This window comes from Amycolatopsis kentuckyensis (assembly GCF_041679295.1).
GTDB classification, from domain to species: domain Bacteria; phylum Actinomycetota; class Actinomycetes; order Mycobacteriales; family Pseudonocardiaceae; genus Amycolatopsis; species Amycolatopsis kentuckyensis_A.
This window is the reverse complement of the sequence record NZ_JBGDMD010000003.1, coordinates 482401-507986: the sequence shown is the minus strand read 5'-3', so window position 1 is coordinate 507986 and position 25586 is coordinate 482401. Positions and strand designations below refer to the sequence as shown.

General features: G+C 71.7%; 26 protein-coding genes. 10 read left to right on the top strand and 16 right to left on the bottom strand.

Annotated elements, in window-relative coordinates; all coding sequences use genetic code 11:
- Positions 1 to 192: 192 nt before the first annotated feature.
- From ACERZO_RS13910 to ACERZO_RS13895, 4 genes are all read right to left on the bottom strand, one after another.
- Positions 193 to 2247 carry a M3 family metallopeptidase gene (locus tag ACERZO_RS13910; RefSeq protein ID WP_372665037.1) on the bottom strand — a complete coding sequence of 685 codons (2055 nt, stop codon included), beginning with the start codon at positions 2245 to 2247 and terminating at the stop codon, positions 193 to 195.
- Positions 2248 to 2341: 94 nt separating this feature from the next.
- Complete coding sequence (locus ACERZO_RS13905) at positions 2342 to 3049, bottom strand: histidine phosphatase family protein (protein WP_372665036.1); 708 nt, start codon at positions 3047 to 3049, stop codon at positions 2342 to 2344.
- Between the two features lie 49 nt (positions 3050 to 3098).
- The gene (locus tag ACERZO_RS13900) at positions 3099 to 3941 is read right to left on the bottom strand and encodes an undecaprenyl-diphosphate phosphatase (RefSeq protein WP_372665035.1); all 843 of its coding nucleotides are present in this window, start codon (positions 3939 to 3941) and stop codon (positions 3099 to 3101) included.
- 1 nt (position 3942) lies between these two features.
- Entirely contained in the window at positions 3943 to 4980 is a 1038-nt protein-coding gene (locus tag ACERZO_RS13895) for an LLM class F420-dependent oxidoreductase (RefSeq protein WP_372665034.1), read from the bottom strand.
- Positions 4981 to 5067: 87 nt separating this feature from the next.
- On the opposite strand from ACERZO_RS13895, the gene ACERZO_RS13890 reads away from it, so the two are divergent.
- The 3 genes from ACERZO_RS13890 (at position 5068) to ACERZO_RS13880 (ending at position 7359) form a co-directional block, all read left to right on the top strand.
- A complete protein-coding gene (locus ACERZO_RS13890) occupies positions 5068 to 6036 on the top strand; it encodes an aldo/keto reductase (RefSeq protein ID WP_372665033.1) in 969 nt (322 codons plus the stop codon).
- 91 nt (positions 6037 to 6127) lie between these two features.
- On the top strand, positions 6128 to 7138 hold the full coding sequence (locus ACERZO_RS13885) for a YncE family protein (RefSeq protein ID WP_372665032.1): 1011 nt from the start codon (positions 6128 to 6130) through the stop codon (positions 7136 to 7138).
- On the top strand, positions 7135 to 7359 hold the full coding sequence (locus tag ACERZO_RS13880; RefSeq protein ID WP_086678081.1) for a DUF5703 family protein: 225 nt from the start codon (positions 7135 to 7137) through the stop codon (positions 7357 to 7359). The genes ACERZO_RS13885 and ACERZO_RS13880 overlap by 4 nt, the downstream gene beginning before the upstream one ends.
- Here ACERZO_RS13880 and ACERZO_RS13875 read toward each other — a convergent pair.
- From ACERZO_RS13875 to ACERZO_RS13855, 5 genes are all read right to left on the bottom strand, one after another.
- Positions 7356 to 8078: an SRPBCC family protein gene (locus ACERZO_RS13875; RefSeq protein ID WP_372665031.1), complete on the bottom strand. Its 723-nt coding sequence runs from the start codon at positions 8076 to 8078 to the stop codon at positions 7356 to 7358. The genes ACERZO_RS13880 and ACERZO_RS13875 overlap by 4 nt on opposite strands.
- The gene (locus tag ACERZO_RS13870; RefSeq protein ID WP_372665030.1) at positions 8068 to 8667 is read right to left on the bottom strand and encodes an ArsR/SmtB family transcription factor; all 600 of its coding nucleotides are present in this window, start codon (positions 8665 to 8667) and stop codon (positions 8068 to 8070) included. The genes ACERZO_RS13875 and ACERZO_RS13870 overlap by 11 nt, the downstream gene beginning before the upstream one ends.
- A 31-nt stretch (positions 8668 to 8698) precedes the next feature.
- A complete protein-coding gene (locus ACERZO_RS13865) occupies positions 8699 to 9592 on the bottom strand; it encodes an alpha/beta fold hydrolase (RefSeq protein ID WP_372665029.1) in 894 nt (297 codons plus the stop codon).
- Complete coding sequence (locus ACERZO_RS13860; RefSeq protein ID WP_372665028.1) at positions 9592 to 10914, bottom strand: M20/M25/M40 family metallo-hydrolase; 1323 nt, start codon at positions 10912 to 10914, stop codon at positions 9592 to 9594. The genes ACERZO_RS13865 and ACERZO_RS13860 overlap by 1 nt, the downstream gene beginning before the upstream one ends.
- A 148-nt stretch (positions 10915 to 11062) precedes the next feature.
- Positions 11063 to 11716: a GntR family transcriptional regulator gene (locus ACERZO_RS13855; protein ID WP_372665027.1), complete on the bottom strand. Its 654-nt coding sequence runs from the start codon at positions 11714 to 11716 to the stop codon at positions 11063 to 11065.
- A gap of 119 nt (positions 11717 to 11835) precedes the next feature.
- Between ACERZO_RS13855 and ACERZO_RS13850 the strand changes: the two genes are divergently transcribed.
- The 3 genes from ACERZO_RS13850 to ACERZO_RS13840 are packed head-to-tail and all read left to right on the top strand — an operon-like array spanning position 11836 to position 14692.
- A complete protein-coding gene (locus tag ACERZO_RS13850) occupies positions 11836 to 12591 on the top strand; it encodes an HpcH/HpaI aldolase family protein (protein ID WP_372665026.1) in 756 nt (251 codons plus the stop codon).
- Entirely contained in the window at positions 12588 to 13904 is a 1317-nt protein-coding gene (locus tag ACERZO_RS13845) for an MFS transporter (protein WP_372665025.1), read from the top strand. Before ACERZO_RS13850 ends, ACERZO_RS13845 begins: the two co-directional genes overlap by 4 nt.
- Positions 13901 to 14692: a carbon-nitrogen hydrolase family protein gene (locus ACERZO_RS13840; RefSeq protein ID WP_372665024.1), complete on the top strand. Its 792-nt coding sequence runs from the start codon at positions 13901 to 13903 to the stop codon at positions 14690 to 14692. Before ACERZO_RS13845 ends, ACERZO_RS13840 begins: the two co-directional genes overlap by 4 nt.
- 8 nt (positions 14693 to 14700) lie before the next feature.
- Here ACERZO_RS13840 and ACERZO_RS13835 read toward each other — a convergent pair whose 3' ends face one another.
- Complete coding sequence (locus tag ACERZO_RS13835; protein WP_372665023.1) at positions 14701 to 15708, bottom strand: LacI family DNA-binding transcriptional regulator; 1008 nt, start codon at positions 15706 to 15708, stop codon at positions 14701 to 14703.
- A 180-nt stretch (positions 15709 to 15888) separates the two neighbouring features.
- Between ACERZO_RS13835 and ACERZO_RS13830 the strand changes: the two genes are divergently transcribed.
- The 3 genes from ACERZO_RS13830 to ACERZO_RS13820 are packed head-to-tail and all read left to right on the top strand — an operon-like array spanning position 15889 to position 19335.
- A complete protein-coding gene (locus ACERZO_RS13830) occupies positions 15889 to 16869 on the top strand; it encodes a hypothetical protein (protein WP_372665022.1) in 981 nt (326 codons plus the stop codon).
- A gap of 21 nt (positions 16870 to 16890) precedes the next feature.
- The gene (locus ACERZO_RS13825; RefSeq protein ID WP_372665021.1) at positions 16891 to 18066 is read left to right on the top strand and encodes a CaiB/BaiF CoA transferase family protein; all 1176 of its coding nucleotides are present in this window, start codon (positions 16891 to 16893) and stop codon (positions 18064 to 18066) included.
- A 42-nt stretch (positions 18067 to 18108) separates the two neighbouring features.
- Positions 18109 to 19335: an epoxide hydrolase family protein gene (locus ACERZO_RS13820; RefSeq protein ID WP_372665020.1), complete on the top strand. Its 1227-nt coding sequence runs from the start codon at positions 18109 to 18111 to the stop codon at positions 19333 to 19335.
- On the opposite strand, the gene ACERZO_RS13815 is transcribed toward ACERZO_RS13820, so the two are convergent.
- Positions 19332 to 20090, bottom strand: coding sequence for a DinB family protein (locus ACERZO_RS13815; RefSeq protein WP_372665019.1), 759 nt, complete (start codon positions 20088 to 20090; stop codon positions 19332 to 19334). The two genes, ACERZO_RS13820 and ACERZO_RS13815, sit on opposite strands and share 4 nt — an antisense overlap.
- A 53-nt stretch (positions 20091 to 20143) precedes the next feature.
- Positions 20144 to 20899, bottom strand: coding sequence for an HpcH/HpaI aldolase/citrate lyase family protein (locus ACERZO_RS13810; RefSeq protein WP_372665018.1), 756 nt, complete (start codon positions 20897 to 20899; stop codon positions 20144 to 20146).
- Positions 20900 to 21015: 116 nt separating this feature from the next.
- Between ACERZO_RS13810 and ACERZO_RS13805 the strand changes: the two genes are divergently transcribed.
- Positions 21016 to 21192 (top strand): hypothetical protein, encoded by a 177-nt coding sequence (locus tag ACERZO_RS13805; RefSeq protein ID WP_372665017.1) that lies wholly within the window; start codon positions 21016 to 21018, stop codon positions 21190 to 21192.
- Here the strand turns inward: ACERZO_RS13805 and ACERZO_RS13800 are convergent.
- From ACERZO_RS13800 to ACERZO_RS13785, 4 genes are all read right to left on the bottom strand, one after another.
- Positions 21189 to 21944 carry an alpha/beta fold hydrolase gene (locus ACERZO_RS13800; RefSeq protein WP_372665016.1) on the bottom strand — a complete coding sequence of 252 codons (756 nt, stop codon included), beginning with the start codon at positions 21942 to 21944 and terminating at the stop codon, positions 21189 to 21191. The genes ACERZO_RS13805 and ACERZO_RS13800 overlap by 4 nt on opposite strands.
- Positions 21945 to 21960: 16 nt before the next feature.
- Positions 21961 to 22329, bottom strand: a complete 369-nt coding sequence (locus ACERZO_RS13795) for a DoxX family protein (protein ID WP_372665015.1) — start codon at positions 22327 to 22329, stop codon at positions 21961 to 21963.
- A gap of 59 nt (positions 22330 to 22388) precedes the next feature.
- Complete coding sequence (locus ACERZO_RS13790; RefSeq protein WP_372665014.1) at positions 22389 to 24584, bottom strand: glycosyl hydrolase family 95 catalytic domain-containing protein; 2196 nt, start codon at positions 24582 to 24584, stop codon at positions 22389 to 22391.
- 203 nt (positions 24585 to 24787) lie between these two features.
- Positions 24788 to 25549 carry an SDR family oxidoreductase gene (locus ACERZO_RS13785; RefSeq protein WP_372665013.1) on the bottom strand — a complete coding sequence of 254 codons (762 nt, stop codon included), beginning with the start codon at positions 25547 to 25549 and terminating at the stop codon, positions 24788 to 24790.
- Between the last annotated feature and the right edge of the window lie 37 nt (positions 25550 to 25586).

The window sequence follows — 25586 nt, the reverse complement described above, 5'->3', positions numbered from 1 at the left end:
AATCTCCCTCCCCTGGAGTTGTCGAAGCACCCAAGTTAGCTCCGAGCTGCTCGCGGCGAGGGTCACGGACGTGCGGTTCCCGGGGAAGCGGGTCCCGTCCGTCTTAGCTGTGTTTTCGGGCGGACGAAACGACTGCGGGGCTGGTTTTTCCAAAACCAGCCCCGCAGTATAGGTCGTTATACAGTTTGAGGATCAGACTCCGGTGAGGCCGCGGCGGGCGAGCAGCGGCTCGATTTCGGGGTCGCGGCCGCGGAACGCCCGGAAGGCGTCCATCGGGTCGATGCTGCCGCCGCGGCCCAGGAGGGTGCGGCGGAAGTGGTCGCCGTTCTCGCGGGTCAGTCCCCCGCTCTCCCGGAACCACTGGACGGTGTCGGCGTCGAGGACTTCGCTCCAGATGTAGGAGTAGTAACCGGCGCTGTAGCCGCCGCTGAAGACGTGGGCGAAGTACGTGGTGCGGTAGCGCGGCGGGATGGCTTCGACGGCGACGCCCGCCTTCACAAGCGCGTCCGTCTCGAACCGCTGCACCTCCGCCACGCGGTCGTCGACGCCGAGGCGGTGCCAGGCCTGGTCGAGCAGGGACGCCGCCAGGTATTCGGTGGTGGCGAAGCCTTCGCCGTACTGCTGGGCGGCGAGGAGCTTGTCGACCTGCTCCTGTGGGAGGGCCTCCCCCGTCTCGTGGTGCTTGGCGTAGTTGGCCAGCACCTCCGGCCACAGCATCCACATCTCGTTGACCTGGGACGGGTATTCGACGAAGTCGCGGGGCACGTTGGTGCCGGAGAACGTCGGGTAGCGGACCGCCGAAACGAGCGCGTGCAGCGCGTGGCCGAACTCGTGGAACGCGGTGACGACCTCGTCGAAGGTGAGCAGGGTCGGCTCCCCCGCCGGCGGCTTGCCGACGTTGAGGACGTTGACCACGACCGTCTTGCGGCCCAGCAGGTCGGACTGGTCGACGAAGGTGTTCATCCACGCACCGCCGCGCTTGGCGTCGCGGGTGTAGAGGTCGAGCAGGTACAGCCCGAGCGGCGTGCCGTCGGCGTCGAACACCTCGAAGGTCCGGACCTCCGGGTGGTACTTCGGCAGGTCGGTGCGCTCGGTGAAGGTGAGGCCGTAGAGCTTGGTGGCGGCGAAGAAGACGCCGTCGAGGTAGACGCGGTCGGCCTCGAAGTACGGGCGAAGCGCCTCAGTGTCGACGTCGAAGCGCTCGCGGCGGACCTGGGCGGCGTAGTACGGCCAGTCCGACGGGCGCAGTTTCGCGCCCGGGACGTCGGATTCCAGCAGCTGCTGCAGTTCCGCGGCTTCGGTGCGGGCGTTCGCGACGGCGGCGGGCGCGAGCCGCTCCAGCAGGCCGGCCGCGGCTTCGGCGGTCTTCGCCGTCTCGTCCGCGATGACGTACGCCGCGTGGTTCGGGTAGCCGAGCAGGACGGCCCGTTCCGCCCGCAGGTGCGCGATCTCGGCGACGAGCGCGTTGTTGTCGAACTCGTTGCCGCGGTTGCCCCGCGCCATCGACGCCGCGTGGATCCGCGCGCGGACGTCGCGGTCGGTCAGGGTCTCCAGCGGCGACGCCTGGCTCGTCGGCAGCGTCAGCGGGATGACGTACTTGCCGTCCTCGCCGCGGGCGGAGGCCGCTTCGGCCGCGGTGGCGATCGCACCGTCGCCGAACCCCGCCAGCTCGGCACGGTCTTCGATGACGACCGCCAGCTCGTTGGTGTCCTTGAGCAGGTTCTGCTGGAACTTCGTCTGCAGCGTCGACAGCTGCGCGTTCAGCTCCCGCAGGCGGCCCTGTTCGGCCTCCCCCAGCCCGGCGCCGGCGCGGCTGAAGTCGAGGTGCTGCCGCTCGAGCAGCCGCCGAGACTCCCCGTCGAGGCCGAGCTCGTCCCGCTTCGCGTGCAGGGCGTCGATGCGGGCGAACAGCTTCGGGTTCAGGTGGATCGCGTCGTGGTGGGCGGCCAGCTTCGGCGCGAACTCCGCCTGGATCGCCTGGATCTCGTCGGTGCTGTTGGAGCCGGAGAGGTTGTAGAACACGCTCGCCACCCGGCCGAGCAGCTCACCGGAGCGCTCGAGGGCGACGATCGTGTTCTCGAACGTCGGCTCGGCGTCCTGCGCCGCGATCTGCTCGATCTCCACCGCGTGCTCGGCCAGCCCGGCCTCGAACGCGGGCCGGTAGTGCTCGTCGGCGATCCGGTCGAACGGCGGCAGGGCGTAGGGCAGCTCGCTGGGTGCGGCGAACGGGTTGTCCGGCGAAATCATCGGGGCAGGCTCCTGGTGGGGGTACAACACTCGGTCCCGCCACCCTACGTGGTCCGCCGCCATCGATGTCAGCGCTTTCCGGAGGTGGCCAAGCTCACCGGCCGGTGGTACCGCCCACGACCGCGTCGCTGCTCGAAGCGGCCTTTTTGCCCCGTTTCGGCTTCGGCTCCGGCGGCACGATCCCGCGCAGGTCGCCGCCGTGGTCGTTGACCCGCATGACGAACGGCCGCGTCTCGGTGTAGCGCACGACGGAGATGGACGCCGGGTCGACGACGATCCGCTGGAAGGCGTCGAGGTGCTGGCCGAGCGCGTCGGCGAGGATGGACTTGATCACGTCGCCGTGGCTGCACAGGAGCCAGACGGCGTGGTCGCCGTGCTCGGCGGTGATCCGCCGGTCGTGGGCGCGGACCGCGGCGACCGACCGCGCCTGCATGGCCGCGAGCCCTTCACCGCCGGGGAACACCGCCGCCGACGCGTGCGCCTGCACGACCCGCCAGAGCGGCTCCTTCGCGAGGTGCTTGAGCTCCTTGCCGGTCCAGTCGCCGTAGTCCACTTCGGACAGCCCGGGCTCGACGACCTTGTCCAGGCCGCGCGCGGCCGCCAGCGGGCCGACGGTCTGCTTGCACCGCAGCATGGGCGAGACGACGAGCCCCGAGAGGGGCACGCCGTCGAGGCGCTCGACCAGTTTGTCCGCCTGGGCGCGGCCGGTGTCATCGAGGTTCACCTTCGGCGACCGCCCGGCCAGGATCCCGGACCCGTTGGCCGTCGATTTGCCGTGCCTGAGCAGAATGACCGTACTCACGGGACCCACCCTACGTGGGGACCGATCAAGCGGTCCCCACGTGGGCGGATCAGTGGCCGACCGGACCCGCGTTCGGGTCCAGCACGCCGGTGAAGATCAGCACGAACAGCAGCACGCCGAGGACCAGCCGGTAGACCACGAACGGCACGAAGCTGCGCTTCTTGATGTAGGCCATCAGCCACGCGATCACCGCGTACCCGACGCCGAACGCGACCAGCGTCGCCAGGATCGTCGGGCCCCACTGGGCCGGCGCGTCACCCGAGCCGATGTCCTTGAGCTTGTACACCCCCGAACCGAACACCGCCGGCAGCGCCAGCAGGAACGAGTACTCCGCCGCCTCCGCGCGGGTGTAGCCCAGCAGCAGGCCCGCGCTGGTCGTGCCGCCCGAGCGGGAGACGCCCGGGATCAGCGCCAGCGCCTGGGCGAAGCCGAAGCCGAGGCCGTGCGGCACGGTCAGGTGGTCGAGCGTCCGCTCCTGCTTCCCGACGCGGTCGGCGTAGAGCAGGATCAGGCCGAACACGATGAGCACGGTGGCGGTGATCCGCAGGTCGCGGAACGCGCTGTCGATCTGGTCCTGCAGCAGCAGGCCGAGCACCACGATCGGCAGCGAGCCGACGATGATCAGCCAGCCCAGCCGGGCGTCCGGGTCCTGGCGCCACTCCGCCTTGTACAGCGAGAAGAACCAGGCCTGCAGGATCTTCCCGATCTTCTTCCCGAAGTAGATGATCACCGCCAGCTCGGTGCCGATCTGGGTGACGGCGGTGAACGCCGCGCCCGGGTCGTCCCAGCCGGCGAGCGCCGCGACGATCCGCAGGTGCGCGCTCGAGGAGATCGGGAGGAACTCGGTCAGGCCCTGGACCAGGCCCAGGACCAGTGCTTCGAACCAGCCCACGTCAGGCCACCCCCGCCAGCTCGAGCGCCTCGACGGCGGTGGTCAGCGCGCCTGCCGGGTCGGGGGTGAGCGGCGACACCGACAGGGTCGTCACGCCGGCCTCGGCGAATTCGGTCATCTTCTCCGCGATCCGTTCCTTCGGGCCCAGCAGCGACGTCGCGTCGAGGAACTCCAGCGGCACCGCCGCCATCGCCCCGGCGCGGTCGCCGGCCAGGTACTTCTCCTGCACTTCGGCGGCTTCGGCCGCGAAGCCCATCCGGGTGGCCAGCTGGTTGTAGAAGTTCTTTTCCTTGCTGCCCATCCCGCCGAGGTAGAGCGCCGCGTACCCGCGCACGGCGTCCGCGCACACCTTCCAGTCGTCCCCCGGGACGAGCGGCACCGTCGGGACGACGTCGAAGCCGTCGAGGGTGCGCCCGGCCCGCTCGGCGCCGGCCCGCAGCTGCGCCAGCTGCTCCCCCGAGTGGGCAGGCGAGAAGAACACCGGCAGCCAGCCGTCGGCGATCTCGCCGGTCAGCTCCAGGTTCTTCGGGCCGATCGCGGCCAGGTAGAGCGGAATGTGCTTGCGCGCCGGCCGGACGGTCAGCCGCAGCGCCTTGCCGGGGCCGTCCGGCAGCGGCAGCGTGAAGTGCTCGCCCTCGTGGGCCAGCCGTTCGCGCCGGAGCGCCTTGCGGACGATCGAGGCGTACTCGCGGGTGCGGCCCAGCGGCGAAGTGAACCGCACGCCGTGCCAGCCCTCGGACACCTGCGGACCGGACACGCCCAGGCCGAGCCGGAACCGGCCGCCGGAGAGCGTGTCGAGCGTCGCGGCGGTCATCGCGGTCATCGCCGGGGTCCGGGCCGGGATCTGCAGCACGGCGGCACCGACGTCGATCCGCGACGTCTGCGCCGCGATCCAGGTCAGCACGGTGACGGCGTCCGAGCCGTACGCTTCCGCCGCCCACACGACCGCGTAGCCCAGTTCGTCCGCTTGTTTCGCCAGGGCCAGGTTCGCGGGGTCGTTCCCCGCTCCCCAGTAGCCGAGATTCAGTCCGAGTCGCACGGGGCCAGACCCTAACGGGGGCCCTTGTGGGCGACACGACTCACCTTGGTCATGTTCGGAAGGCGCTGCCCACTAGGCTCGGCGGTCGTGGAAAAGCGACTGCTCGGCCGCTCGGGACTGCGCGTCTCGCGGATGGCGCTCGGCACCATGACCTGGGGTGGCGACACCGACGCGGAAGAGGCCGCCAGCCAGCTGGTCGCCTTCGTGGACGCCGGCGGCACCCTGGTCGACACGGCCGACATCTACGGGGAGGGCGAGAGCGAGCGGGTGCTCGGCTCGCTGCTCGGCGACCTCGTGCCCCGCGACGACGTCGTCCTCGCGACGAAGGCGGTCGCCCGCCGCACCGACGGCCCGTTCGGCGGCGGCGCCTCCCGCGGTGCCCTGCTCAGCGCGCTCGACGGCTCACTCAAGCGGCTCGGTACCGACCACATCGACCTCTGGCAGCTGCACGCCTGGGACACCTGCGTGCCGATCGCCGAAACCCTCGCCGCCCTCGAGTACGCCGTGACCAGCGGCAAGGCCCGCTACGTCGGCGTCTCGAACTACGCGGGCTGGCAGCTCGCGACGGCCGCCGCCGGCGCCGCCGCGGTCGCCCCGATCGTCTCCACCCAGGTCGAGTACTCCCTGCTCGAACGCGGGGTGGACCGCGAGGTCGTCCCGGCCGCCGAGCACCACGGCGTCGGGCTGCTGCCCTGGGCGCCGCTGGGCCGCGGGGTCCTGACCGGCAAGTACCGCACCGGCACGCCCGCCGACTCCCGCGGCGCGAACAGCGCGTACGCCGGTTACGTCGAGCACCACCGCACCGACCGGGCCGCCCGGATCGTGCAGGCGGTCGCCACCGCGGCCGACGGGCTGGGCACGTCTCCGCTGGCCGTGGCGCTGGCCTGGGTCCGCGACCGGCCCGGGGTGGTCGCCCCGGTCGTCGGGGCGCGGGACACCGGCCAGCTGACCGGCTCGCTGGCGGCGGAGGAGATCACCCTCCCGCCCGCGATCCGCTCGGCGCTCGACGACGTGAGCGACATCGAGGTCGGCTACCCGGAGCGCTGGCCGCATTAGGTGTCTGTTGGGTGACATGCGCGTGACGGCAAGACGATCGTGGAGGATGCTGGTGTTGACCGCCCGTCGAGGGACACCTGGAGGCAGCAACGTGCGTCGGTTCGCCGCCGTGTCGTGGATCGCGATCCCGCTCGCCGGTGTCCTGGTGCTCTCCGGCTGCTCGTCGGCCAAGACCGACAACAGCGACGAGCTGCAGATCGTCTCGAACCCCGTGGCGGCGAAGCCGGCGGTCTCCCCCGCCGTAACCGTGCCGCCCGCCGGCCAGGTGCTCGCCACCGGAGCCGTGTCGGCCCTGGCCGTCGCCGAGGGGACCCTCGTCGTCGCGCTCGCTCAACCGCCGTCTTTGCAGCTGTACGACCTGAACGCGCTCGCGTCACCCCCGGTGAATATGCCGTTATACGGCAAGGCGGAGAAGCTGACCGTGGCGCCGGGGCGGGTGGAGATCGCGGAGCCGGCGCAGGGTGTGGTGCAGCAGCTGTCGTTGCCGGACCGGAAGCTCACGGAGACGAAGACCGGCGGGCAGCCCGCGTCGAGCATCGCCTACGGCGCCGACCGGCTGGTGGCGATGGGGCCGGGCAAGGACATCCGGGTGCTGCCCGCGACGGGTCCGGCGCGCACGATCGGCGGGCAGCTCTACAGCGCCGACGACGTCGTGGACACCGGCAAGGGGGTCGTGGTGCTGGACCGGCTGCGGACCGCGGTGTTCTCGGTCGACGTCGCCGCCGGGAAGGTGAACGAGGGCCTGCGCGCGGGCGATGGCGCGGCGAACGCGGTCGCGGACTCCTACGGGCGGGTGCTGGTGACGGACGCGCGCGCGGGCGCGCTGATCGCGTTCTCGGCAGCGCCGTTGATCATGCGGCAGCGCTACCCGGTACCCGGGGGCGCGTACGGGATCGCCTACGACGCGCAGCGGAGCCTGGCCTGGGTGACGCTCACCGGACGCAACGAGGTGGTCGGGTTCGACGTCCGCGGCGGCGAGCCCGTCGAGAAGTACCGGTTCCCCACCGTGCGCCAGCCGGACTCGGTCGGGGTGGACGAAAGGAGCGGCCGGGTGCTCGTCGGCTCGGCCGCCGGAGAAGGGACCCAGGTGATCCAGCCATGACGACGGTCAGCGAGGCGGTGGTCGAAGGGGATTGGGAGTATCGCCGCCTGCACCTCCCCCCGGGCGTGTCCCGGCGCGCGGCGGCGATCCAGCTCTCCATCCACGCGGAGTTCGCGGGCTGGGAACTGCGCACGGTCCGGCTCTACGCCGACGGCACGCGCAGGGTGTGGTTGCGCCGCAAGAAGACGAAGGAAAGCCTCCCGGGCGCGCTCCCGACCTAGCCGAAGACGCGGTTCAGCCAGTCGCTCCAGGCTTTCTCCTCGGTCTGCGCGTCCGCGCCCGGGGTGAAGACGTGGTGGGACGCGACCATCGGGCCGCGGAAGCCGCGGATGAACCTGAGCATCGCGTCCGCTGTGCGGATGCCCACCGTCTGGTCGTTGGCCGCGTACACCACTCCCCCGAGGGAAACCCGATCGCCGGTGACGGGCCGCGCCGGCAACCCCAGCTCCGCACCCAGCCGGGCCCACGCGGACGGCCAATCTCCCACCGGCGGCCCGAACGCCGTGACCGGGACCGCCGGCCGCCCGGCGAAGTGCGTCACGTACTCGACCAGCGTGCGGAAGAACAGCTTGTTGCCCGTCGTCATCGCTTCGAACTCGTCCTCCCAGTCGTCGCCCGGCAGGAAGCCGCTGGTGACGCACCGGATCACCGAGCTACCGCCTTCACGGCCTTCGATGAGGAACTCGTACGCGATCGTCCGCCCGTCCGGTGCCGGGTCGTTGCCGTAGACCAGCTTCTCCAGCGGGTCCCACTCCCGGATCCGGTACTCCGGCTGATACCCGCCGAAGGCGCCGCGGACCACGCCGCCGGTGCCGCCCTCGACCTCGTTGCGGCCCATGAACCACGAGTCGATGCCCGGGCCGGTGGCGATGGCGTCCCACACCTGCTCCGGCGTCGCGTCGACCTCGGCGGAGTCGGTCAGCTCGAACTCATGCCCCACTGGCGGTCTCCTCCGGGACGCTCGGGTGAACGGCGACGACCACCCGGTGCGGGCGGCCCTTCTCGGCCGTTTCGTCGTGGTACTTGCCGACCAGGGTGGTGACCGCGGTCGCGAGCTCCTCGGCGAACGCGGCGCGGTCGGCCGCGGAGGCGAACCGGACCTCGCCGTCGATCGCGAAGGTCGCGACGCGCTGCTTGGCCTTGGCGGCGCCGGTGATCAGCACGCCGACGTCCCGCACCAGCCGGCCGGCGACGGCGAGCAGCCAGCGTGCCGAGAGCCGGTCCGGCGACTGGGCCGGGTCGGGCTGGACCGCGGCGAGCGCGGCGGGCGAGATGACGTACGACGACGCCGTCGCCCGCATCATCCGCTCGGTGACGTTGCCCTTGCGCCGCTCCTCGACCAGCTCCACCAGGCCGTGCGCTTCCAGCGCCCGCAGGTGGTAGTTGACCTTCTGCCGCGGCAGGTCGACGCGCGCGGCCAGCATCGTCGCCGACGCCGGCTCCGCCAGTTCGGCCAGCAGCCGGGCGCGGATCGGGTCCAGCGACACCTCGGCCGCGGCCGGGTCTTCGATCACCGCCACGGAGAACATGCGCCCAGCATCCTGCCGAACAAAGATGTTGTCAAGAACTCTCGTCTTGTCGGTAACCGGCGTTGACCAGGGCGACCACCCGCGGCAGCACCTGGGCCGCGGCCTCCAGCGGCACGACGTGACCGACGCCGGGCAGCACCACCGCCGTCCCGTCGTCGAGGCCGCCGACCCACTGCTCGACGTCGGACGCGCGGACGATCCGGTCCCGCTCCCCCACGATAGCCGTCACCGGCAGGCCGCTGACCTGCGTCAACGCCGCGTCCCGGGCGTAGGCGTCCAGGGCCGGGCGGAACAGCGACACCGTGTGCGGCCAGTTGCCGCGGATCATCTTCACGGTCAGCTCGACCAGCTCCGGGTCCGGGTCGTCGCCGAAGAGCCACCACCGCAGGCCCGCGCTGACCGCCCGGCTCGTGTGCTCCCGCACCACGCCGAAGAGCTTCGAGCCGAGCACCGCTTCGAGGTCGCGGGCCAGCTTGCCCAGCGCGTTCGGCCAGGCCGCCGAGACCTCGGTGGCGAGCGTCCCCGACGACGTCGCCAGCAGCACCAGACCCGAAACCCGCGCCGCGAACAGCGCGGGGTGCCGCTGGGACAGCGACATGATCGCCAGCCCGCCCATGTCGTGCCCCACCAGGACCACCCGGCCCTCGGGGACCTCGCGCTCCAGCAGCTCGGCGAGGTCGTCGCCGAGCTGCGCCATGGTCGCGGTGCCGCGGCGCGCCCGCCCCGACCCGCCGTGGCCGCGCTGGTCGTAGGTCAGCACGGCCACCGGCCCGTCGGCGGCGTCCGGCACCAGCGGCGCGATCCGGCCCCAGCTGCGCTGGTCGAGCGCGTAGCCGTGGACGAACACCACGGTCACCGGCGCGGCCGGGTCGCCCCTGCGCACCACCTGCAGGGACGTGCCGTCGGCGAGCGCGAACGCGGTCATCAGCTGGTGCGCAGGAACCGGTCCAGCACGCGGGTGCCGAACTTCAGCGCCTCGACCGGGACGCGCTCGTCCACGCCGTGGAACAGCGCCGAGAAGTCGAGGTCCGCGGGCAGCTTGAGCGGCGCGAAGCCGAAGTTGCGGATGCCCAGCTCCTGGAAGGACTTCGCGTCCGTGCCGCCGGAGAGCATGTACGGCAGCGTCTTCGCGCCGGGGTCCTCGGCGAGCACCGCGGCGGTCATGGCGTCGACGAGGGCGCCGTCGAACGTCGTCTCGACCGGCGGGAGCTCCATCCACTCCTTCTCGATGTCCGGGCCGAGCAGCTCGTCGAGCTCGCGGTCGAAGGCTTCGAGGCGGCCGGGCAGGATCCGGCAGTCGACCGCGGCTTCGGCGACCGACGGGATGACGTTCGACTTGTACCCGGCGGTGAGCATCGTCGGGTTGGCGGTGTCCCGCAGGGTCGCGCCGATCATCCGGGAGATGTTGCCCAGCTTGGCGACCGAACCCTCGAGGTCGTCCTCGGGGAAGTCCCAGCCGGTGATCTCGGTGACGCCGGCGAGGAACTCCTTCACCGAGTCGGTGAGCACCAGCGGGAAGCGGTGGTTGCCGAGCTTCGCGACGGCCTCGGAGAGCTTGGTGACCGCGTTGTCGCGGTGGATCATCGAGCCGTGGCCCGCCGTGCCGCGCACGCGCAGCTTCATCCAGCGGATGCCCTTTTCGGCCGTTTCGATCAGGTACGCGCGGACGTCGTCCTTGAGCGTGATCGAGAAGCCGCCGACCTCGCTGATCGCCTCGGTGACGCCCTCGAAGAGCTCGGGACGGTTCTCGACGAGCCACTGGGCACCGTACTTGCCGCCGGCCTCTTCGTCGGCGAGGAAGGCGAAGACGAGGTCGCGCGGCGGGACGACGTTGTTCATCTTGTAGTGCCGGGCCAGCGCGAGCGCCATCCCGCACATGTCCTTCATGTCGACCGCGCCGCGGCCCCAGACGTAGTCGTCCTGGACCGCGCCGGAGAAGGGGTGGACCGACCACTCCGAAGGGTCGGCGGGCACGGCGTCGAGGTGGCCGTGGATGAGCAGCCCGCCCCTTTCGCGGTCGGCACCTTCGAGCCGGACGATCACGTTGTGCCGGTTCTTCCCGCCCGACTCGACGTAGGTGATCTCGTAGCCGGCGTCGGTCAGCTTCTCCGCGACGTACTCGGCCGCCACCCGCTCGCCGACCAGCGTGTCGGGATCGCCGGTGTTGGTCGTGTCGATGCGGATGAGTTCACTGGTCAGCGTGACGGCCTCGGCCGCGGCGGCTTCGATCAGGTTCGGTTCGGTCACCGGCCATTCCTATCATTCGGGTGGCCGGTACCGCCGCACGTGGGACGCCTCCGCGCAGGTCCGGCGGCGCGGTGCCGTGTAGTGAATGACTCATTCATGTCGCCAGGCGACATGAATGAGTCATTCACTACATCCGGGCGAGGTGGGGTCAGCCGCGGTCCAGGGCCGAGACCACTTCGGACACCGGGCGCAGGTGCTGGTTGAGGATCCGCAGCGCCTCCTCGGCGTCGTGCGCGTCCAACGCCGCCACCAACGCGCGGTGCTCGGCGTCGATCACCGGCAGCCGCTCCGGGCGGGCCTCCAGGGCGCGGACCGCGACCCGCTGCTGGCGTGAGCGCAGCGTGTCGTACAGCTCGGTCAGCACGGAATTGCCCGCCGCGTTGACGATCGCGCGGTGGAACGCACGGTCCAGGCCGGACACCGCGAACCAGTCGCGGGCCTTTCCGGCGCGGTCCATCTCCTCGATCAACCCGGCCATCTCCGCGGGCGCCCCAGCGCGGGCCGCGCAGACCTCGCCGATCGCGTGTCCCTCGATCAGCCGGCGGCTCTGGTAGACCTCCGCCAGCTCGCGGGCGGTGACCGTGCGGACCTGCGCGCCCTTGCGGGGCAGCAGGCTGATGAAGCGCTCGGCCTCCAGGCGGTGGAACGCCTCGCGGACCGGCGTCCGGGACACCCCGACCACGCCCGACACCCACTGCTCGTCCAGGAACCGGCCGCCTTCGAGCTCGCCCGCGATGATCCCGTCGCGCAGCCAGGCGTACACGCGGTCCCGCGCCGGCCCGGCCGGTGCGCTGGTCGTCATGCCTCTCCCCTCGGTCTTCGAGCCGTCAGCTTAGCGTCTGGACCCACAGATATCCATCGTGTATACACGGTGCACACAACGACCGGAGCTACCGTCGTCCGTGCGCAGGAGGTTCCCCGATGTCCCCAGTCCCCGCCGACCGGCGCTACGCCGTCTGGCTCTCCGACCCGTCGTTCGCGGCCGCTGAGATCGCCCGCGGGATCGGCTACGGCGCCGCCGTGCTCGACATCGAGCACGGCGCCTTCGACCTGGCCGACCTCGAGCGGTTCGTCCCGTTCCTGCGCGCGCTCGGCCTGGAGGTGCTCGCCAAGGTCCTCGGCCCTGAGCGCGGCCCGATCCAGCAGGCCCTCGACTTCGGCGCCGACGCCGTCGTCATCCCGCACGTCGAGAACGCGGCGCACGCCAAGGCCGTGACGGCGTTCGCGAAGTTCCCGCCGCTCGGTGACCGCAGCTTCGCCGGCGGGCGCACCACCGGCTACCGCGGCTTCACCGACGAGTGGGTCGCCGCCCAGGACCGCGGCACCCGCTGCCTGCCGATGATCGAGGACGCCGGCGCGCTCGAGGACGTCGCCGAGATCCTCGCACTGGACACAGTGGACGGTGTCTTCGTCGGGCCGTCCGATCTGTCGCTACGGCGCGAACGTGGGGCGTACACGCGAGAAGCAGGCGACTTCGCCGATCTAAAGCGCGTCGCCGACGCCGCCCGCGCGGCCGGGAAGCCGTGGGTGCTGCCCGCGTGGAGCCGCGAAGAGAAGGAGTTCGCCCTCGCCCACGGCGCCGGGCAGCTGGCGCTGACCATGCAGCACGGCGCTCTCGTCGCCGGGCTCACCGCCGCCTTCGAGGAGACGACGTCGCTCGCGGAGCAGGCGCGATGACGACCGCGGTCCGCACGGCGACGCGGAGGAAGGCCCGCTGGACGATCGCCGGCGTGCTCGGCGTCGGGTCGTTCGTCAACTACGTCGACCGCGTCAACCTGTCCATCGCCGGGCCCGAGATGATGCGCGAGTTCCACCTCAGCGCGGCGCAGCTCGGCGTCGTCGCCTCGGCGTTCCTGTGGACGTATGCGGTGCTGCAGCTGCCGATCGGCGCGATCCTCGACCGGATCGGCGTCCGCTGGGTCAACCGCGCCGCCGCGATCCTGTGGGCGATCGCGTCGTTCCTGACGGCGTCCGCGGGCGGGCTCGGGCTGCTCCTGGTCTCGCGGCTGGTGCTCGGCTTCGGCGAAGCGCCCACGATCCCGGCGGGCTGGAAGGCGATCGGCCAGTGGTTCCCGCGGTCCGAACGCGGCCGGGCGACCGCGATCTTCGACGGCTGTGCCAAGATCTCCAACGTCCTCGGCATCCCGGTGATGGCGTTCCTGGTGACGGTGTTCAGCTGGCACGCGGCGTTCGTCTTCACCGGCGTCCTCAGCCTCGGTTACCTTCTCGTGTGGTGGCTGCTCTACCTGACGCCGAAGCAGGCCCTCGAACTCGGGCGCCTGTCGCCCGAGGAATTCGCGTACCTGCGCGAGGGCGGCGCGGACGACGAAGACGCACCGGCGCCGAGCTCGCTCACCGGCCTGGGCCACCTGCTGCGCCGCCGCAAGACGTGGGGCCTCGCGCTCGGGTACGCGTCCTACACCTACGCCTACTACGTGCTGCTCACCTGGCTCCCGGGCTACCTGGAGAAGCAGTTCGGCGTGAAGCTGCTGGCCGGCGGCTTCTACACGATGATCCCGTGGCTGGTCGCGGTGCTCGCGCAGTTCCTCGTCGGCGGGATCGTGCTGGACCGGCTGATCGCCCGCAGCGGCGACGAGACCAAGGCGCGGCGGATCGTGCTCGTCGTCAGCATGCTGGTGTCGCTGTCCGTCGCCGGCGCCGCCTACGCCGGATCCGTCGCGGTGGCGCTGGTGTTCCTGTCGATCGGCGCCGCCGGGCTCGCCGTTTCGGTGCCCGCCGGGTCCAGCATCGTCGCGGTCATCGCGCCGGAAGGCTGCTCCGGCACCCTCGGCGGGCTGGTCAACTTCGTCGCCAACATGATCGGCATCGCCGCGCCGATCGTGACCGGCGCCGTCGTCGACGTGACCGGTTCTTTCGCCGGCGCGTTCCTCGTCACCGGCGTGGTGCTGCTCGCCGGGATCTTCTGCTACACGGTCGTGCTCGGCAAGCTCGACCGCATGCCCGCCGCTCCCCGGAAGGAAACCGCATGACGCACGTGGGACTGGCGCAGTTCGCCCCCGGCGACGACAAGGCCGCCAACCTGGCCCTGATCACGAAGCTGGTGGGCGACGCCGCCGACCGCGGCGCGCGGGTGGTGGTGCTGCCCGAGTACGCGATGTTCACGGTCCCGGCGATGGACCACCGGTTCGTCGACTCCGCCGAGGCGCTCGACGGCGAGTTCGTGACGGGCCTGCTTTCGCTCGCCGCCGAGCGGGGCGTCACGATCGTCGGCGGCATGAACGAGCGTCTCGACGGGTCGCGGATCTCGAACACCCTCGTCGCGGCCGGGCCGGGCGGGGTGACGGCGCTGTACCGCAAGATCCACCTGTACGACGCGTTCGGCTTCCGCGAGTCCGACGTGGTCCGCGCCGGGGACATCACCGAGCCGGAGACGTTCGAGGTCGACGGCGTCCGCTTCGGCCTCCAGACGTGCTACGACCTGCGCTTCCCGGAGGTGACGCGGCGACTGGCGGACGCGGGCGCCGACGTCGTGCTGCTGCCGGCGGAGTGGGTGCCCGGGCCGCTGAAGGAGTACCACTGGAGCACGCTGATCCGCGCCCGCGCGATCGAGAACACGCTGTACGTCGCGGCGGCGGGCCAGGCCGCGCCGACGGGATCGGGCACGAGCACGCTGGTCGACCCGATGGGCGTGGTGATCACGTCGCTCGGCGAGCAGACGGGGGTCGCCGTCGGCGAGGTGTCGGCCGAGCGGATCGCCGAGGTCAGGGCGAAGAACCCGGCACTGGAGCTGCGCCGGTTCTCGGTGGTACCCCGCTAGCGGCCGGCTCAGGCGACGGTCGCGATCGTCTCGCCCGCCACCGGTGGGCACGTCAGCAGACGGTGCGGCGACGGCTCCCCCGTCCCCGGCTCGACCAGCGAAGCCAGCAGCCGCACCGCCGCGCGACCCAGCGCCCGCCTCGGCACCTCGAACCCGCTGACCACCGGACCCGCCGGCCCGGCCGGGGGACGTCCCAGCACCGCCAGCGAGACGTCCCCCGGCACCGAAACCCCCGCCGCGCGCAGGGCCCGGCGCGTTCCGTCGAACACCGCGAACGTGTCGGTCTCCTCGACCACCAGCGCCGTCACGCCGTCGGCCAGCCAGCCCGCGATCGTCGCCGGCGCCAGGTCCGTCCCGTCGGTGCGGGTCACCACCAGGGACAGGCCCGCGTCGGCCGCCGCGCCGCGCACCCCGCGTTCCCGGTCGCCCGACGACGGCGCCTCGTCCGGCTCGCGCAAGTACCGGACGCGGCGGTGGCCGGCCCGCGCCAGCCGCGTGAGCACCTCCGCCGACGCCGACACGTAGTCCGCGCCGACGTGCGGGATGCGGCCGCCCAGCTCGGTGCGCCGTCCGATGTAGACGATCGGGAACTCGGCGTCCAGGAGGCCGGCGATCGCGTCCACCGGGACATGCCGGCCGAGGAACAGGCAGCCGTCGGCGAGGCGGGTGCGGCGGATCCGGTCGGGCGCCGCACTCGACGCCGTGAACATGATCAGGTCCTTGCCGAGCGCGGCCGCCTCCGCTTCGACACCGGCCAGGATCGGGTAGTACACGTCGGCGACGTCCGGGAACGCGGGCGTGAACGGGTACACGCCGAGCAGGTTGTTGCGCGCGGCCGTCAACCGCGAAGACACCGGATCGGGCACGTACCCCAGCCGCTCGGCCGCCTCCAGCACCCGCAGCCACGTCCGCTCCGAAAGCCGGACCCCGGCGCGGTTGCCGCCCAGCACCACCGACACCGTCGCCTGCGAAACCCCCGCCACGCGCGCGATGTCGGCCTGCCGGACCCTGCCCATCGCCACCTCGCTCGGAGTCAGCCGATCCGATCCAGCCTGCGACCGCGCCTCGGGGGCGTCAACGGGTTTGCCCGAAACTCCAGCAAACCTGTCCCGACCGTACTAATACGTATTACTCTCTTGCTCCCGCCGGTCAGGCCGTGACACCGTCGCCGCATCCGAGACCTCGAAGGAGCGGTCATGACCCTCACCCGACGCGGCCTGCTGGCCGGCGCCGCCGCGCTCGGCGCCGGCGCGTTCCTCCCCGCCACCGCCCTCGCCGCCCCCGCCGGTTTCCCGGACTACCGCTACCAGCGGCTCGCCCTCGTCAAGAGCAAGCTGCGCTACAACCCGACCGGCGAGCTGATCTTCCCCTGCGTCCGCGGCACGAAGGACCGGATCCCCAACGCCCTCGCCGCGTACTACCTCTACTACGCGCCCCACGACGCCCCGGGCGGGATCTGCCTGGCCTACGCCAACTCCCTCGACGAGGAATTCACCGAGTACGCGGGCAACCCGATCATCAAGAACTCGTGGCCCGGCGAGTACTCCGTCAGCCACGTCTCGTCGCCGCACGCTCTGTGGAACGACGACGTCAACCGGATCTACCTGTACTTCCACGGCGAGAACACCGTCACGCGCCTCGCCAGCTCCGCCGACGGCATCCACTTCACCTACGAGAAGGAAGTCCTCTCGACGCGGCTGCAGCCCGCGGGCACCACCGAGACGTCGTACGCGCGGGTGTTCCGCCAGGACCTGCCGGCGAAGAACGCCCGGTACGTCATGGTGTTCATGCTCAACAACACGACCAACCACCGCGACATCGGCTGGGGCTGGTCGCCCGACGCGCTGAACTGGACGTTCTCGCAGACGCCGCTCGTGCGCCACGGCGACGTCGGCGCCAACGACATCGGCGGCCCGCACCTGCTGTACCGCAACAACAGCACGTACGTCGTCTACAACACCGACATCGCGCACGGCGGCAAGCTGATGATCACCGAGGTGGGCAACGACTTCTCGAAGCGCAACCACCTCGGGACCTTCCACACCCCGCTCGCCGGCGCGCCGGACAACGGCCGGTCCGCGGCGCCGAGCTTCGGCACCTACCAGGGCCGCGAGTACATGATCTACGAGGCGGGCGAGCGGCTCGCCGGGAACATCGCCATCGCCCGCGCGGTCTGACCCGGGTGGCAGGATGCGGCCATGCGCTCCCTGCCCCTCGGCGGCGTCACCGTCGTGTCCTGCGAACAGGCGGTCGCCGCGCCCCTGGCCACCCGGCACCTCGCCGACCTCGGCGCTCGGGTGGTCAAGGTCGAGCGGCCGGGCACCGGCGACTTCGCCCGTGCCTACGACGAAACCGTGCACGGCCAGTCCAGCCACTTCGTCTGGCTGAACCGGTCCAAGGAGAGTGTCACGCTCGACCTCAAGAGCGACGCCGCGGCGCCGGTCATGGCGGCCCTGCTCGACCGCGCCGACGTGTTCGTGCAGAACTTCGCCCCCGGCGTCGCGGACCGGCTCGGGCTCGGGGCGGCGGCGATCCGCGCGTCGCGGCCCCGGCTGATCACGTGCTCGGTGTCGGGCTACGGTTCGAGCGGGCCGTACCGCGACGCGAAGGCGTACGACCTGCTCATCCAGTCCGAAGCCGGCCTGGTCTCGGTGACGGGATCGGAGAAGGAGCCGGCCAAGAGCGGCATCCCGGCCGCGGACATCGGCGCGGGGATGTACGCGTTCTCCGGCATCCTGTCGGCGCTCTACGACCGGGAACGCACCGGGCAGGGCACCGAGCTGGAGGTCAGCCTGTTCGACTCGCTCGTCGAGTGGATGGGCTTCCCGCTGTACTACGCCGGCTACGGCGGCACGCCTCCACCGCGCACCGGTACGAGCCACCCCGCGATCGCGCCGTACGGCACTTTCGCCGCGGGTGACGGGACCGAGATCGTGCTGGCGGTGCAGAACGAACGCGAATGGGCGGCGTTCTGCGAGCACGCGGTCGAACGGCCCGGGTGGATCACCGACGAGCGGTACGCCACCGGCAGTGCCCGCGTCGCCCACCGGCCGGAGCTGGAAGGCGAGATCGACGCGATCTTCGCGCGGCTGACCGGCGCCGAGCTGGAGTCGCGGCTGCGCCGAGGCCGGATCGCGCACGCGCGCCGCCGCGACTTGCCGGACGTCCTGGCGCACCCGCAGCTGACGGCGCGCGACCGGTTCGCGGAGGTCTCGACGCCGGGCGGCCCGATCCGGGCCACGCTGCCGCCGATCACCGTCGCCGGCCGGGCACCGCGGATGGACCCGGTGCCGGCGCTGGGCGAGCACACCGACGCGGTGCTGGCGGAGTTCGGGTTCGACGCGGCGGATCTGCGCCGCCGGGGCGTCCTGTAAAGCAGGCGATCTTGCCGGTGGCCGTCTGCGAGAATGGCCGTCATGACCGCCTTTCCCTTGGCGCCCAAGCCGATCCATGTCCCCGACGCGGTCCTCGACGACCTGCGCGCCCGGCTCGCGCTGACCCGGCCACCGCTGGACGAAGGCAACGAGGACTGGTCCTACGGCGTCCCGGCCGGCTACCTCGGTGACCTGGTCACTTACTGGCGTGACGGCTTCGACTGGCGCAAGGCCGAAGCGGCCATCAACGCTTACGAGCACTACGAAGTGAACGTCGCCGGGGTCCCGGTGCACTTCCTGCGCAAGCCCGGCCGCGGCCCGCGCCCGATCCCGCTGATCCTGACCCACGGCTGGCCGTGGACCTTCTGGCACTGGGCGAAGGTGATCGACCCCCTGTCCGACCCGGCCGCGTCCGGCGGCGACCCCGCCGACGCGTTCGACGTCATCGTGCCGTCGCTGCCCGGGTTCGGGTTCCCCGGCCCGCTCACCGGCTTCCCGGACGTCAACTTCTGGAAGGTCTCCGACCTCTGGCACACGCTGATGACCGAGACCCTGGGCTACGAGCAGTACGCCGCCGGGGGCTGCGACATCGGCGGGATCGTCACCAGCCAGCTCGGCCACAAGTACGCCGGCGAGCTGTACGGCATCCACATCGGCTCCGGGCTGCCGCTCGACTTCTTCACCGGCCCGCGCGCCTGGAGCTTCACCCGCAACCGGCCGCTCACCGACGACCAGCCCGCCGACGTCCGCGCCCGGATCATCGAGCTGGACCACCGCTCGGCGGCCCACCTGACCGTGCACATGCTCGACGGCGCCACCCTCGCGCACGGGCTGAGCGACTCCCCCGCCGGCCTGCTCGCCTGGCTGCTGGAGCGCTGGACCGCGTGGAGCGACCACGGTGGCGACGTCGAATCGGTCTTCACCAAGGACGACCTGCTCACCCACGCGACGATCTACTGGGCCACCAACTCCATCGCCACGTCGATGCGCTACTACGCCAACGCCAACCGCTACCCCTGGACGCCGTCGCACGACCGCAGCCCGGTCGTCGAGGCGCCGACCGGCCTCACCTTCGTCACGTACGAGAACCCGCCCGGCATCCACTCCGCCGACGAGCGGGTCCGGGCGTTCGAGAACGGCCCGCAGGCCGCCTGGTTCAACCACGTCAACGTCGCCGCCCACGACCACGGCGGGCACTTCATCCCGTGGGAGAACCCGGCCGCCTGGGTGGACGACCTGCGCCGCACCTTCCGGGGCCGCCGGCCCTAGGACGCACCCGGCTCGAGCACCGCGAGGTCCCGCACCGCGTACCGGTGGTGCTCGGCTTCTTCCTTCAGCACCACCTTGAGGCAGCGCCGCACGACGTACTCCTGTTCGGGGTACGGGTCAGCCGGCTTGCGGCCGCACACGCGGTCGAGCTCGGCCTCGGTGAGCCCGTCGACGACACGCCGCATGACGGCCATGCGGGCGAGGCGCGGCGCGAGCACCTCGTCGAGCGTCGGGGTGGCGTCGAGGGTGAGGCCCAGCTTGGCCGCCTCTTCGGGCGGTGTCCCCCCGGCGGGGAAGCCCAGCGGGTGGTAGGGCGCTTCCTCTTCGAGCACGGCGTTACCGACCCAGGCGTCGCAGGCGAACAGCAGGTGCCGGTGCGTCTCGACGAACGACCACTCGCCGTCGACCCGCTCGTGCAGCTTGGCCTCGGGCAGCTGCCTCGCCCGGTCGAGCGTCGCGTTCCACAGGCTCTCGACGGCGTCCCAGGCGGCCCGGTAGTCCTCGGGCGAAACCGCGTTCCGGGCCAGCACCCGCGCGGGGTGCCGGCGATCGAGTTCGGCCTCGACGTAAGCGGTCACGTCCACGTCGTTGACGACGAGGCGTTCGAAGTCGCCGCCCAGGGAGATGTCGCTGCCGTAGCAGTCGACGATCTTCAGGCCGGTCACCTCGCAGTCGCGGATCTCCAGGCCCGCGAGGTCGCACAGGTGGATCCGGGCACCGCGGAATTGGTCGCTCTGGACGTATTCGGAAGCCATGCGGCAGTCTTGCACCACGCCCGGCCGCCCCGCAGCGGTTTGCCGGACCTGTCCTAGGCGCCGAGGATCCGCTGGGCCCGGGCGAGCACCGGCTTGTCCACCATGGCCCCGTCCACAGTGGACGCGGACTCGCCCGCGGTGACGACCCGGCGGGCCCACTCCCGTTCGGCCTCGGTCGGCGCGAACCCGGCGCGGGCCGGCTCGATCTGGCGCGGGTGGACGCACAGCTTGCCGCCGAAGCCCAGCCGGCGGGCGTACCGGACGTCGGCGGCGAGCCGGTCGTCGTCGCGCAGGTCGGTGGTGACCCCGTCGACCGGTGGGGCGAGGCCCGCCGCCGCCGAGGCGATCACCAGCCGCGAGCGCGCGTAGGCGAACGGTTCCGGGTCCTCGGGCGCGACGCCGAGCTCGGCGGCCAGGTCGACGCTGCCGAACGCCAGCCGCGTCACCGACGGGACGGCGGCCAGCTCACCGGCGCGTTCGACGCCGCGCGCGGTCTCGACGAGCGCCACGACCTCGCGGAACCCGGCGAGCACCCCGGGGGTTTCGGCCTTCGGCACGACGACCGGGACCCGGCGCCCGGCGACCAGGGCGGCGTCGGCCTCGAACCAGGGCGTGCCGGGGGCGTTGATCCGGACCGCGGCCCGGCCGGTCTCGAGCCAGGCGGCGACCGCCGCGCGGGCGGAGTCCTTGTCCGCCGGGGCGACGGAGTCTTCGAGGTCGAGTATCACCACGTCGGCGCCGCTCGCCACGGCCTTGCCGAAGCGGTCGGGCCGGTCGCCGGGCACGAACAGGTAAGTGGTCGCGGGCACGCACCTCAGCCTAGTAAGGGATCGCACCGCCGGAGAGTGCGCGTTCACCCCATGCGGCGACGGTCCCCTCAGGACGAACGTGGAGTCCGCCGGAAGAGCTACGTGAGGAGAAGGCCATGCGCGGCGACTGGATCTACGACTGGGTGCGGGTGGAGATGGGGTACCGGGCCGGGTCTCCCCAGCCGGCCCGGAAGCGACGGGAAGAACCCCGCCACTGGGCGGCGCTGTGGGCCGGCCTGTTCCCGGCCCGGCGGGTCGAGGTGCGCCACGGCGGTTCCCCGGCGAGCGGCTAAGCGTGCGCGTCGAGGAACCGCTTGAGCGGCGGGTTCACCGCCTCCGCGTGCGTGTAGCTCAGGAAGTGGGCACCGCCGTCGACGACGACCAGGGGCTCGGCCGCGGGCAGCGCGTCCGCGAGCTCGGCCGCCCGCTCGACCGGGTAGGCGAGGTCCGCCGAACCGTGCAGCACCAACGCCGGGCACGTGATCTCCCCGGCCCGCGACAGCACCTCGTCGCGGTCGACGAGCGCGTTCATCGCCAAGGTCAGCTGCGACGGCGGCACCGACGCCCACCGCTTCTTGTCCGCCGAGGCGTCGAAGTCGCCGAAGCAGATGCGGGCCACGCCGTCGAGCACCTCGGGCGGCGCTTCCCCGCCCACCCAGGCGTCCAGCACCGCCCGGTACCCGGCCGCGACGGCGGGGTCCTCCGCCGCCGCCGACGTGCCGAGCACCGCGATCGCGGACACCCGGGACGGCGCCAGCAGCGCCATCCGCAGCGCGACGAACCCGCCCTGGCTGGTCCCGACCACCGCCGCGCGTGAGACACCGAGGTGGTCGAGCACGCCGAGGACGTCCCGGGCGACGTCCCAGTAGTCGAACGGCCCGGTGGCGGGCGTGCCGCCGTGGCCGCGCTCGTCGACCGTGACGCACCGGAAGCCGGTCAAGGCCGCGAGCTGCGGGGCGAACATGCCGCCGTCCATCAGGAAGCTGTGCAGCAGCACGACCACCGGGCCGTCGCCACCGTGGTCGGTGTGAGCGGGAAGCGTCATCGATCCTCCGGGAGTCTCAGCCGGCGAACCGGCCCACCGCCACGAACGCCGCCAGCACCAGCAGCACGACGTTCATCGGCAGCGCCTTCGTTTCCTTGCGCCGTGCGTGCACGATGATCGCACCGATCTGGATCACCGCCAGTCCGGTGGCGGCCAGCGGCGTCAGCACGGGCGCGATGTCGAGCGCCCACGGCAGGATCAGCCCGATCGCGCCGAGGATCTCGACGGCGCCGATGCCCTTGACGCCTGCGTCGGAAAAGTCCGCTGTCCAGCCCATGTTCGGGTTTTCCAGCAGCTTCTTCCGCGGCGTCGCGAGCTTCATGCCACCGGCGGCGAGGTACAGCGCGGCGAGCACACCCGACACGATCCACAGGACGACGTTCACGATGACCTCCGGTCCGAAGAAAGTGGTTGAACACTAGACCACTTTCCGGAGATTACTCCTCAACTTGGCTGGACCGTGACCGACTGCCCCGGCCGCAGGCCGATCACCCGGCGCCACCGCCCGGCGCGCACCTCCGTCCGGGTCCCGCCGACACTCGTGATCACCGCCCGCGTCACGTTCCCGTCGTGCCACGCCAGGTCCACCTCGAAGCCGCCGCGCACGCCGATGCCGGTCACCCGGCCCGAGCGGGCCCACGCCGAGGGCAGCGCCGGCAGCAGTTCCAGCACGCCCGGCCGCGAGTAGACGAGCATCTCGGCCATCGCCGCGGGCGCGCCGAGGTTCGCGTCGATCTGGAAGATCGTGTAGCTGCCCTGGCTGTACATGTCGAAGAAGTTGGGCGCGGTGCCGTTGCCGTTGGCGACCGACGGCCGCAGGACCGTGAGCAGCAGCTGGTACGCGCGGTCGGCGTCCTTGAGCCGCGCCCAGCACGCCGAGCGCCACGCGGTCGCCCAGCCGTAGCTGTCCATGCCGCGCGCGAGCAGCAGCGCCCGCACGCCGTCGAGCAGCTCGGGCGGCGCGGTGTCGGCGGCGATCCGGTCGCCCGGGAAGAAGCCGATCAGCGGGGACAGGTGCCGGTGGGTCGTCTCGCCGAGGTTGTCCGGCGACATCCACTCCTCGAGCCAGCCGGTCGTGGGGCTCACCTTCGGCAGGTAGAGCTTCTGCTGCAGCCCGGCGATCCGGTCGCCGTACGCGCGGTCGCGGCCCAGGACCGCCACGGCTTCGCGGTAGTGCTCGAACAGGTCCCAGACGATCTCCTGCGAGTAGGTGTTGCCGCGGGTGTCCTGCGGACCGTGCTCGGGCGACCAGTCGTGGTCGTCGACGAGCACCTCGCGGCCGTCGACCGTCATCGGGACCAGCCGGGCCTCCCAGAACTCGGCCGCGCCCTTGAGCAGCGGGTAGATCCGGGCGAGGTACGCCTTGTCCTGGGTGAAGGCGTAGTGGTCCCACAATGAGTTGCACAGCCAGGCGTTGCCGCCGGGGTGCCACCACCAGCCGGAGCCGCCGTAGATGTTCGTCGAGAACGCGACCGCCCAGCCCGCGACCTTGCCGCTGGTGTTGCGGAAGCGGTTCCTCGGGTCGTTGAACAGGCGCTTCGTGCTGTCCGTCCACACGGGAAGCTGCGCGAGGCAGTAGTCGGCCAGGGCAGTGAAGCTCCCCGGCAGCGCCGCCCGGTCGGCCAGCCAGTAGTTCATCTGGACGTTGATGTCGGTGTGGTAGTCGCTCATCCAGTCGGGCGTGTTGGTGTTCTGCCACAGTCCTTGCAGGCCCATCGGCAGCCCGTCGCGCGAGCCCGTGATCGTCAGGTACCGCCCGAACTGCAGGTAGCTCGCTTCCAGCTCCGGGTCCGGCGTGGCCGGGTCGTCGTGCCGGGCCAGCAGCCGCGACCACGTGTCGAGCGCGCGCTTCGCCGGCGGCGACTGGCCCAGGTCGACGGTCATCCGGTCGTAGAGCCGCCGGTAGTCGGCGACGTGCGTGGCCAGCAGCGCGCCCCCGCCGGCGCGCAGGGCCTTCGACGCCTTCTGCTTCGCCAGCGCCAAGGGATCGAGGGACGCGTCGAGGAACTTCCGGGCAGCGTCGGGCACGTAGTTCGTACCGCCGCTCAGGACGACGACCACGTCCCGGCTGCCGCTGAACGTGGTCCCGCCGGCCACCGAGCACGCGTACTTCAGGCCGTTGGCGAAGGAGCCGGTGAACGCCGTCGCACCGGACATCGCCTCGCCGCGGGTGGGCTCCAGCGACACCGAGCCGGTGACAGGTCCACCGCTGAGCCGGATCACCACGACGTCGTCGGGGTGGCTCGCGAAGTACTCGCGGCGGTACCGCACGCCCTGGTGCCGGTAGGTGATCACGACGACGCCGTTGCTCAGGTCGAGCGTGCGGCGGTAGTCCGTGACACCGGTGTGCGCCGGCACCGAGATCCGCAGCTTCGCCAGCAGGCCGAGCGTGCCGAACTTCTCGCGTTCGTAGGGGAACTGGCCGTCGTCCTCGAGGACGTCGTTGGCGCCGCCGGTCCACAGCGACGCGTCGGCGACGTAGAGGAAGTCGGCGGCGGCGTCACCGCCGACAAGGGCACCGATCCGACCATTTCCGATCGGCAGGCCTTGCTCGATGATCTTGCCCTCGGTCGCCGGGGCCGAGTACCACAGCGTCGTCGCCCGGACGTCCGGGACGAGATCCGCCTCGGCTGGACGCAAAACCTCAGCGCTTGCGGCAAAAGCAGGAACGCCACTGAAGGCGAGACCGGCGCCGACCGCGCCACCGAGCTTGAAGAAGGTACGGCGAGAGGGAGGGTTCGACATGTCGGATCCGTTCGGCGTTGAAGGCGGGACCGGCGTGCAGCCCGCCAAACATATGACCTATCCGGATCCGAGGTCAAGATTCTTCGTAATTAATCCGATTACATACGAGCGTGTTCGATCAGGTACTCCGGGAAGGTGATCTCGCCTTCTCGGTGGTCCGGAGCCAGGTGACCACCGTCGGCGTAGGCGCGGAACGTCTCCCCGGGCACCTTCAGCGGCACGATCCGCCGGAACCGCCCGCTCGCCTCGCCGACCGCTTGGGCCAGCTCCGTCGCCGTCAGGACCTCCGGGCCGCCGAAGTCGGGCACCCGGCCCGCCGGGTCGCCCTGGGCCAGGGCGGTGAGCCGGCGGGCGACGTCCCGGACGTCCACCGGCTGGAACGACATCCTCGGCACGGGTACCACCGGCAGCCGGGTAGCGCCCGTGAGCAGCTTCCGGACCAGGCCGTGGAACTGCGTCGCTCGCTGGATCGTGTACGGCAGGCCCGAGGAGGCGATGAGCTCCTCGGTTTCGTGCTTGGCCCGGTAGTAGCCAAGCGGGACCCGGTCGACGCCGACGATCGAGACGTAGACCAGGTGCTCGACACCCGCCCAGCGCGCCGCTTCGACCAGCGTGGCGGCCAGCGCCGCCTCGCGCCCGAGGTAGTCGGTGGCGCAGTGCACGACGACGTCGACGCCGGCCACGGCGCTGTCGATGCCGCGTCCGGTCCGGAGGTCGCCCCGGACGACCTCCGGGCCGGGCCGCCTGCTCAGCACGCGGACCTCCTCGCCCGCCGCCCGCAGCCCCGCCACGACCGCCGAACCGAGCTGCCCGGTGCCGCCGGTGACCAGGATCCGCACGTCGACCACCTCCGGCGTCATCCTGGCACGGCGGTGCCCGCCGGGAAACGGTTTCCCG

Excerpts from the sequence above, each read along its gene's own strand:
- ACERZO_RS13910 (WP_372665037.1), bottom strand. The coding sequence starts at position 2,247 with ATGATTTCGCCGGACAACCCGTTCGCCGCACCCAGCGAGCTGCCCTAC.
- ACERZO_RS13880 (WP_086678081.1), top strand. The coding sequence starts at position 7,135 with ATGACGACGGTCAGCGAGGCGGTGGTCGAAGGGGATTGGGAGTATCGC.
- ACERZO_RS13870 (WP_372665030.1), bottom strand. The coding sequence starts at position 8,667 with ATGTTCTCCGTGGCGGTGATCGAAGACCCGGCCGCGGCCGAGGTGTCG.
- ACERZO_RS13865 (WP_372665029.1), bottom strand. The coding sequence starts at position 9,592 with ATGACCGCGTTCGCGCTCGCCGACGGCACGTCCCTGCAGGTGGTGCGC.
- ACERZO_RS13855 (WP_372665027.1), bottom strand. The coding sequence starts at position 11,716 with ATGACGACCAGCGCACCGGCCGGGCCGGCGCGGGACCGCGTGTACGCC.
- ACERZO_RS13850 (WP_372665026.1), top strand. The coding sequence starts at position 11,836 with ATGTCCCCAGTCCCCGCCGACCGGCGCTACGCCGTCTGGCTCTCCGAC.
- ACERZO_RS13845 (WP_372665025.1), top strand. The coding sequence starts at position 12,588 with ATGACGACCGCGGTCCGCACGGCGACGCGGAGGAAGGCCCGCTGGACG.
- ACERZO_RS13840 (WP_372665024.1), top strand. The coding sequence starts at position 13,901 with ATGACGCACGTGGGACTGGCGCAGTTCGCCCCCGGCGACGACAAGGCC.
- ACERZO_RS13835 (WP_372665023.1), bottom strand. The coding sequence starts at position 15,708 with ATGGGCAGGGTCCGGCAGGCCGACATCGCGCGCGTGGCGGGGGTTTCG.
- ACERZO_RS13830 (WP_372665022.1), top strand. The coding sequence starts at position 15,889 with ATGACCCTCACCCGACGCGGCCTGCTGGCCGGCGCCGCCGCGCTCGGC.
- ACERZO_RS13825 (WP_372665021.1), top strand. The coding sequence starts at position 16,891 with ATGCGCTCCCTGCCCCTCGGCGGCGTCACCGTCGTGTCCTGCGAACAG.
- ACERZO_RS13820 (WP_372665020.1), top strand. The coding sequence starts at position 18,109 with ATGACCGCCTTTCCCTTGGCGCCCAAGCCGATCCATGTCCCCGACGCG.
- ACERZO_RS13815 (WP_372665019.1), bottom strand. The coding sequence starts at position 20,090 with ATGGCTTCCGAATACGTCCAGAGCGACCAATTCCGCGGTGCCCGGATC.
- ACERZO_RS13805 (WP_372665017.1), top strand. The coding sequence starts at position 21,016 with ATGCGCGGCGACTGGATCTACGACTGGGTGCGGGTGGAGATGGGGTAC.
- ACERZO_RS13800 (WP_372665016.1), bottom strand. The coding sequence starts at position 21,944 with ATGACGCTTCCCGCTCACACCGACCACGGTGGCGACGGCCCGGTGGTC.
- ACERZO_RS13785 (WP_372665013.1), bottom strand. The coding sequence starts at position 25,549 with ATGACGCCGGAGGTGGTCGACGTGCGGATCCTGGTCACCGGCGGCACC.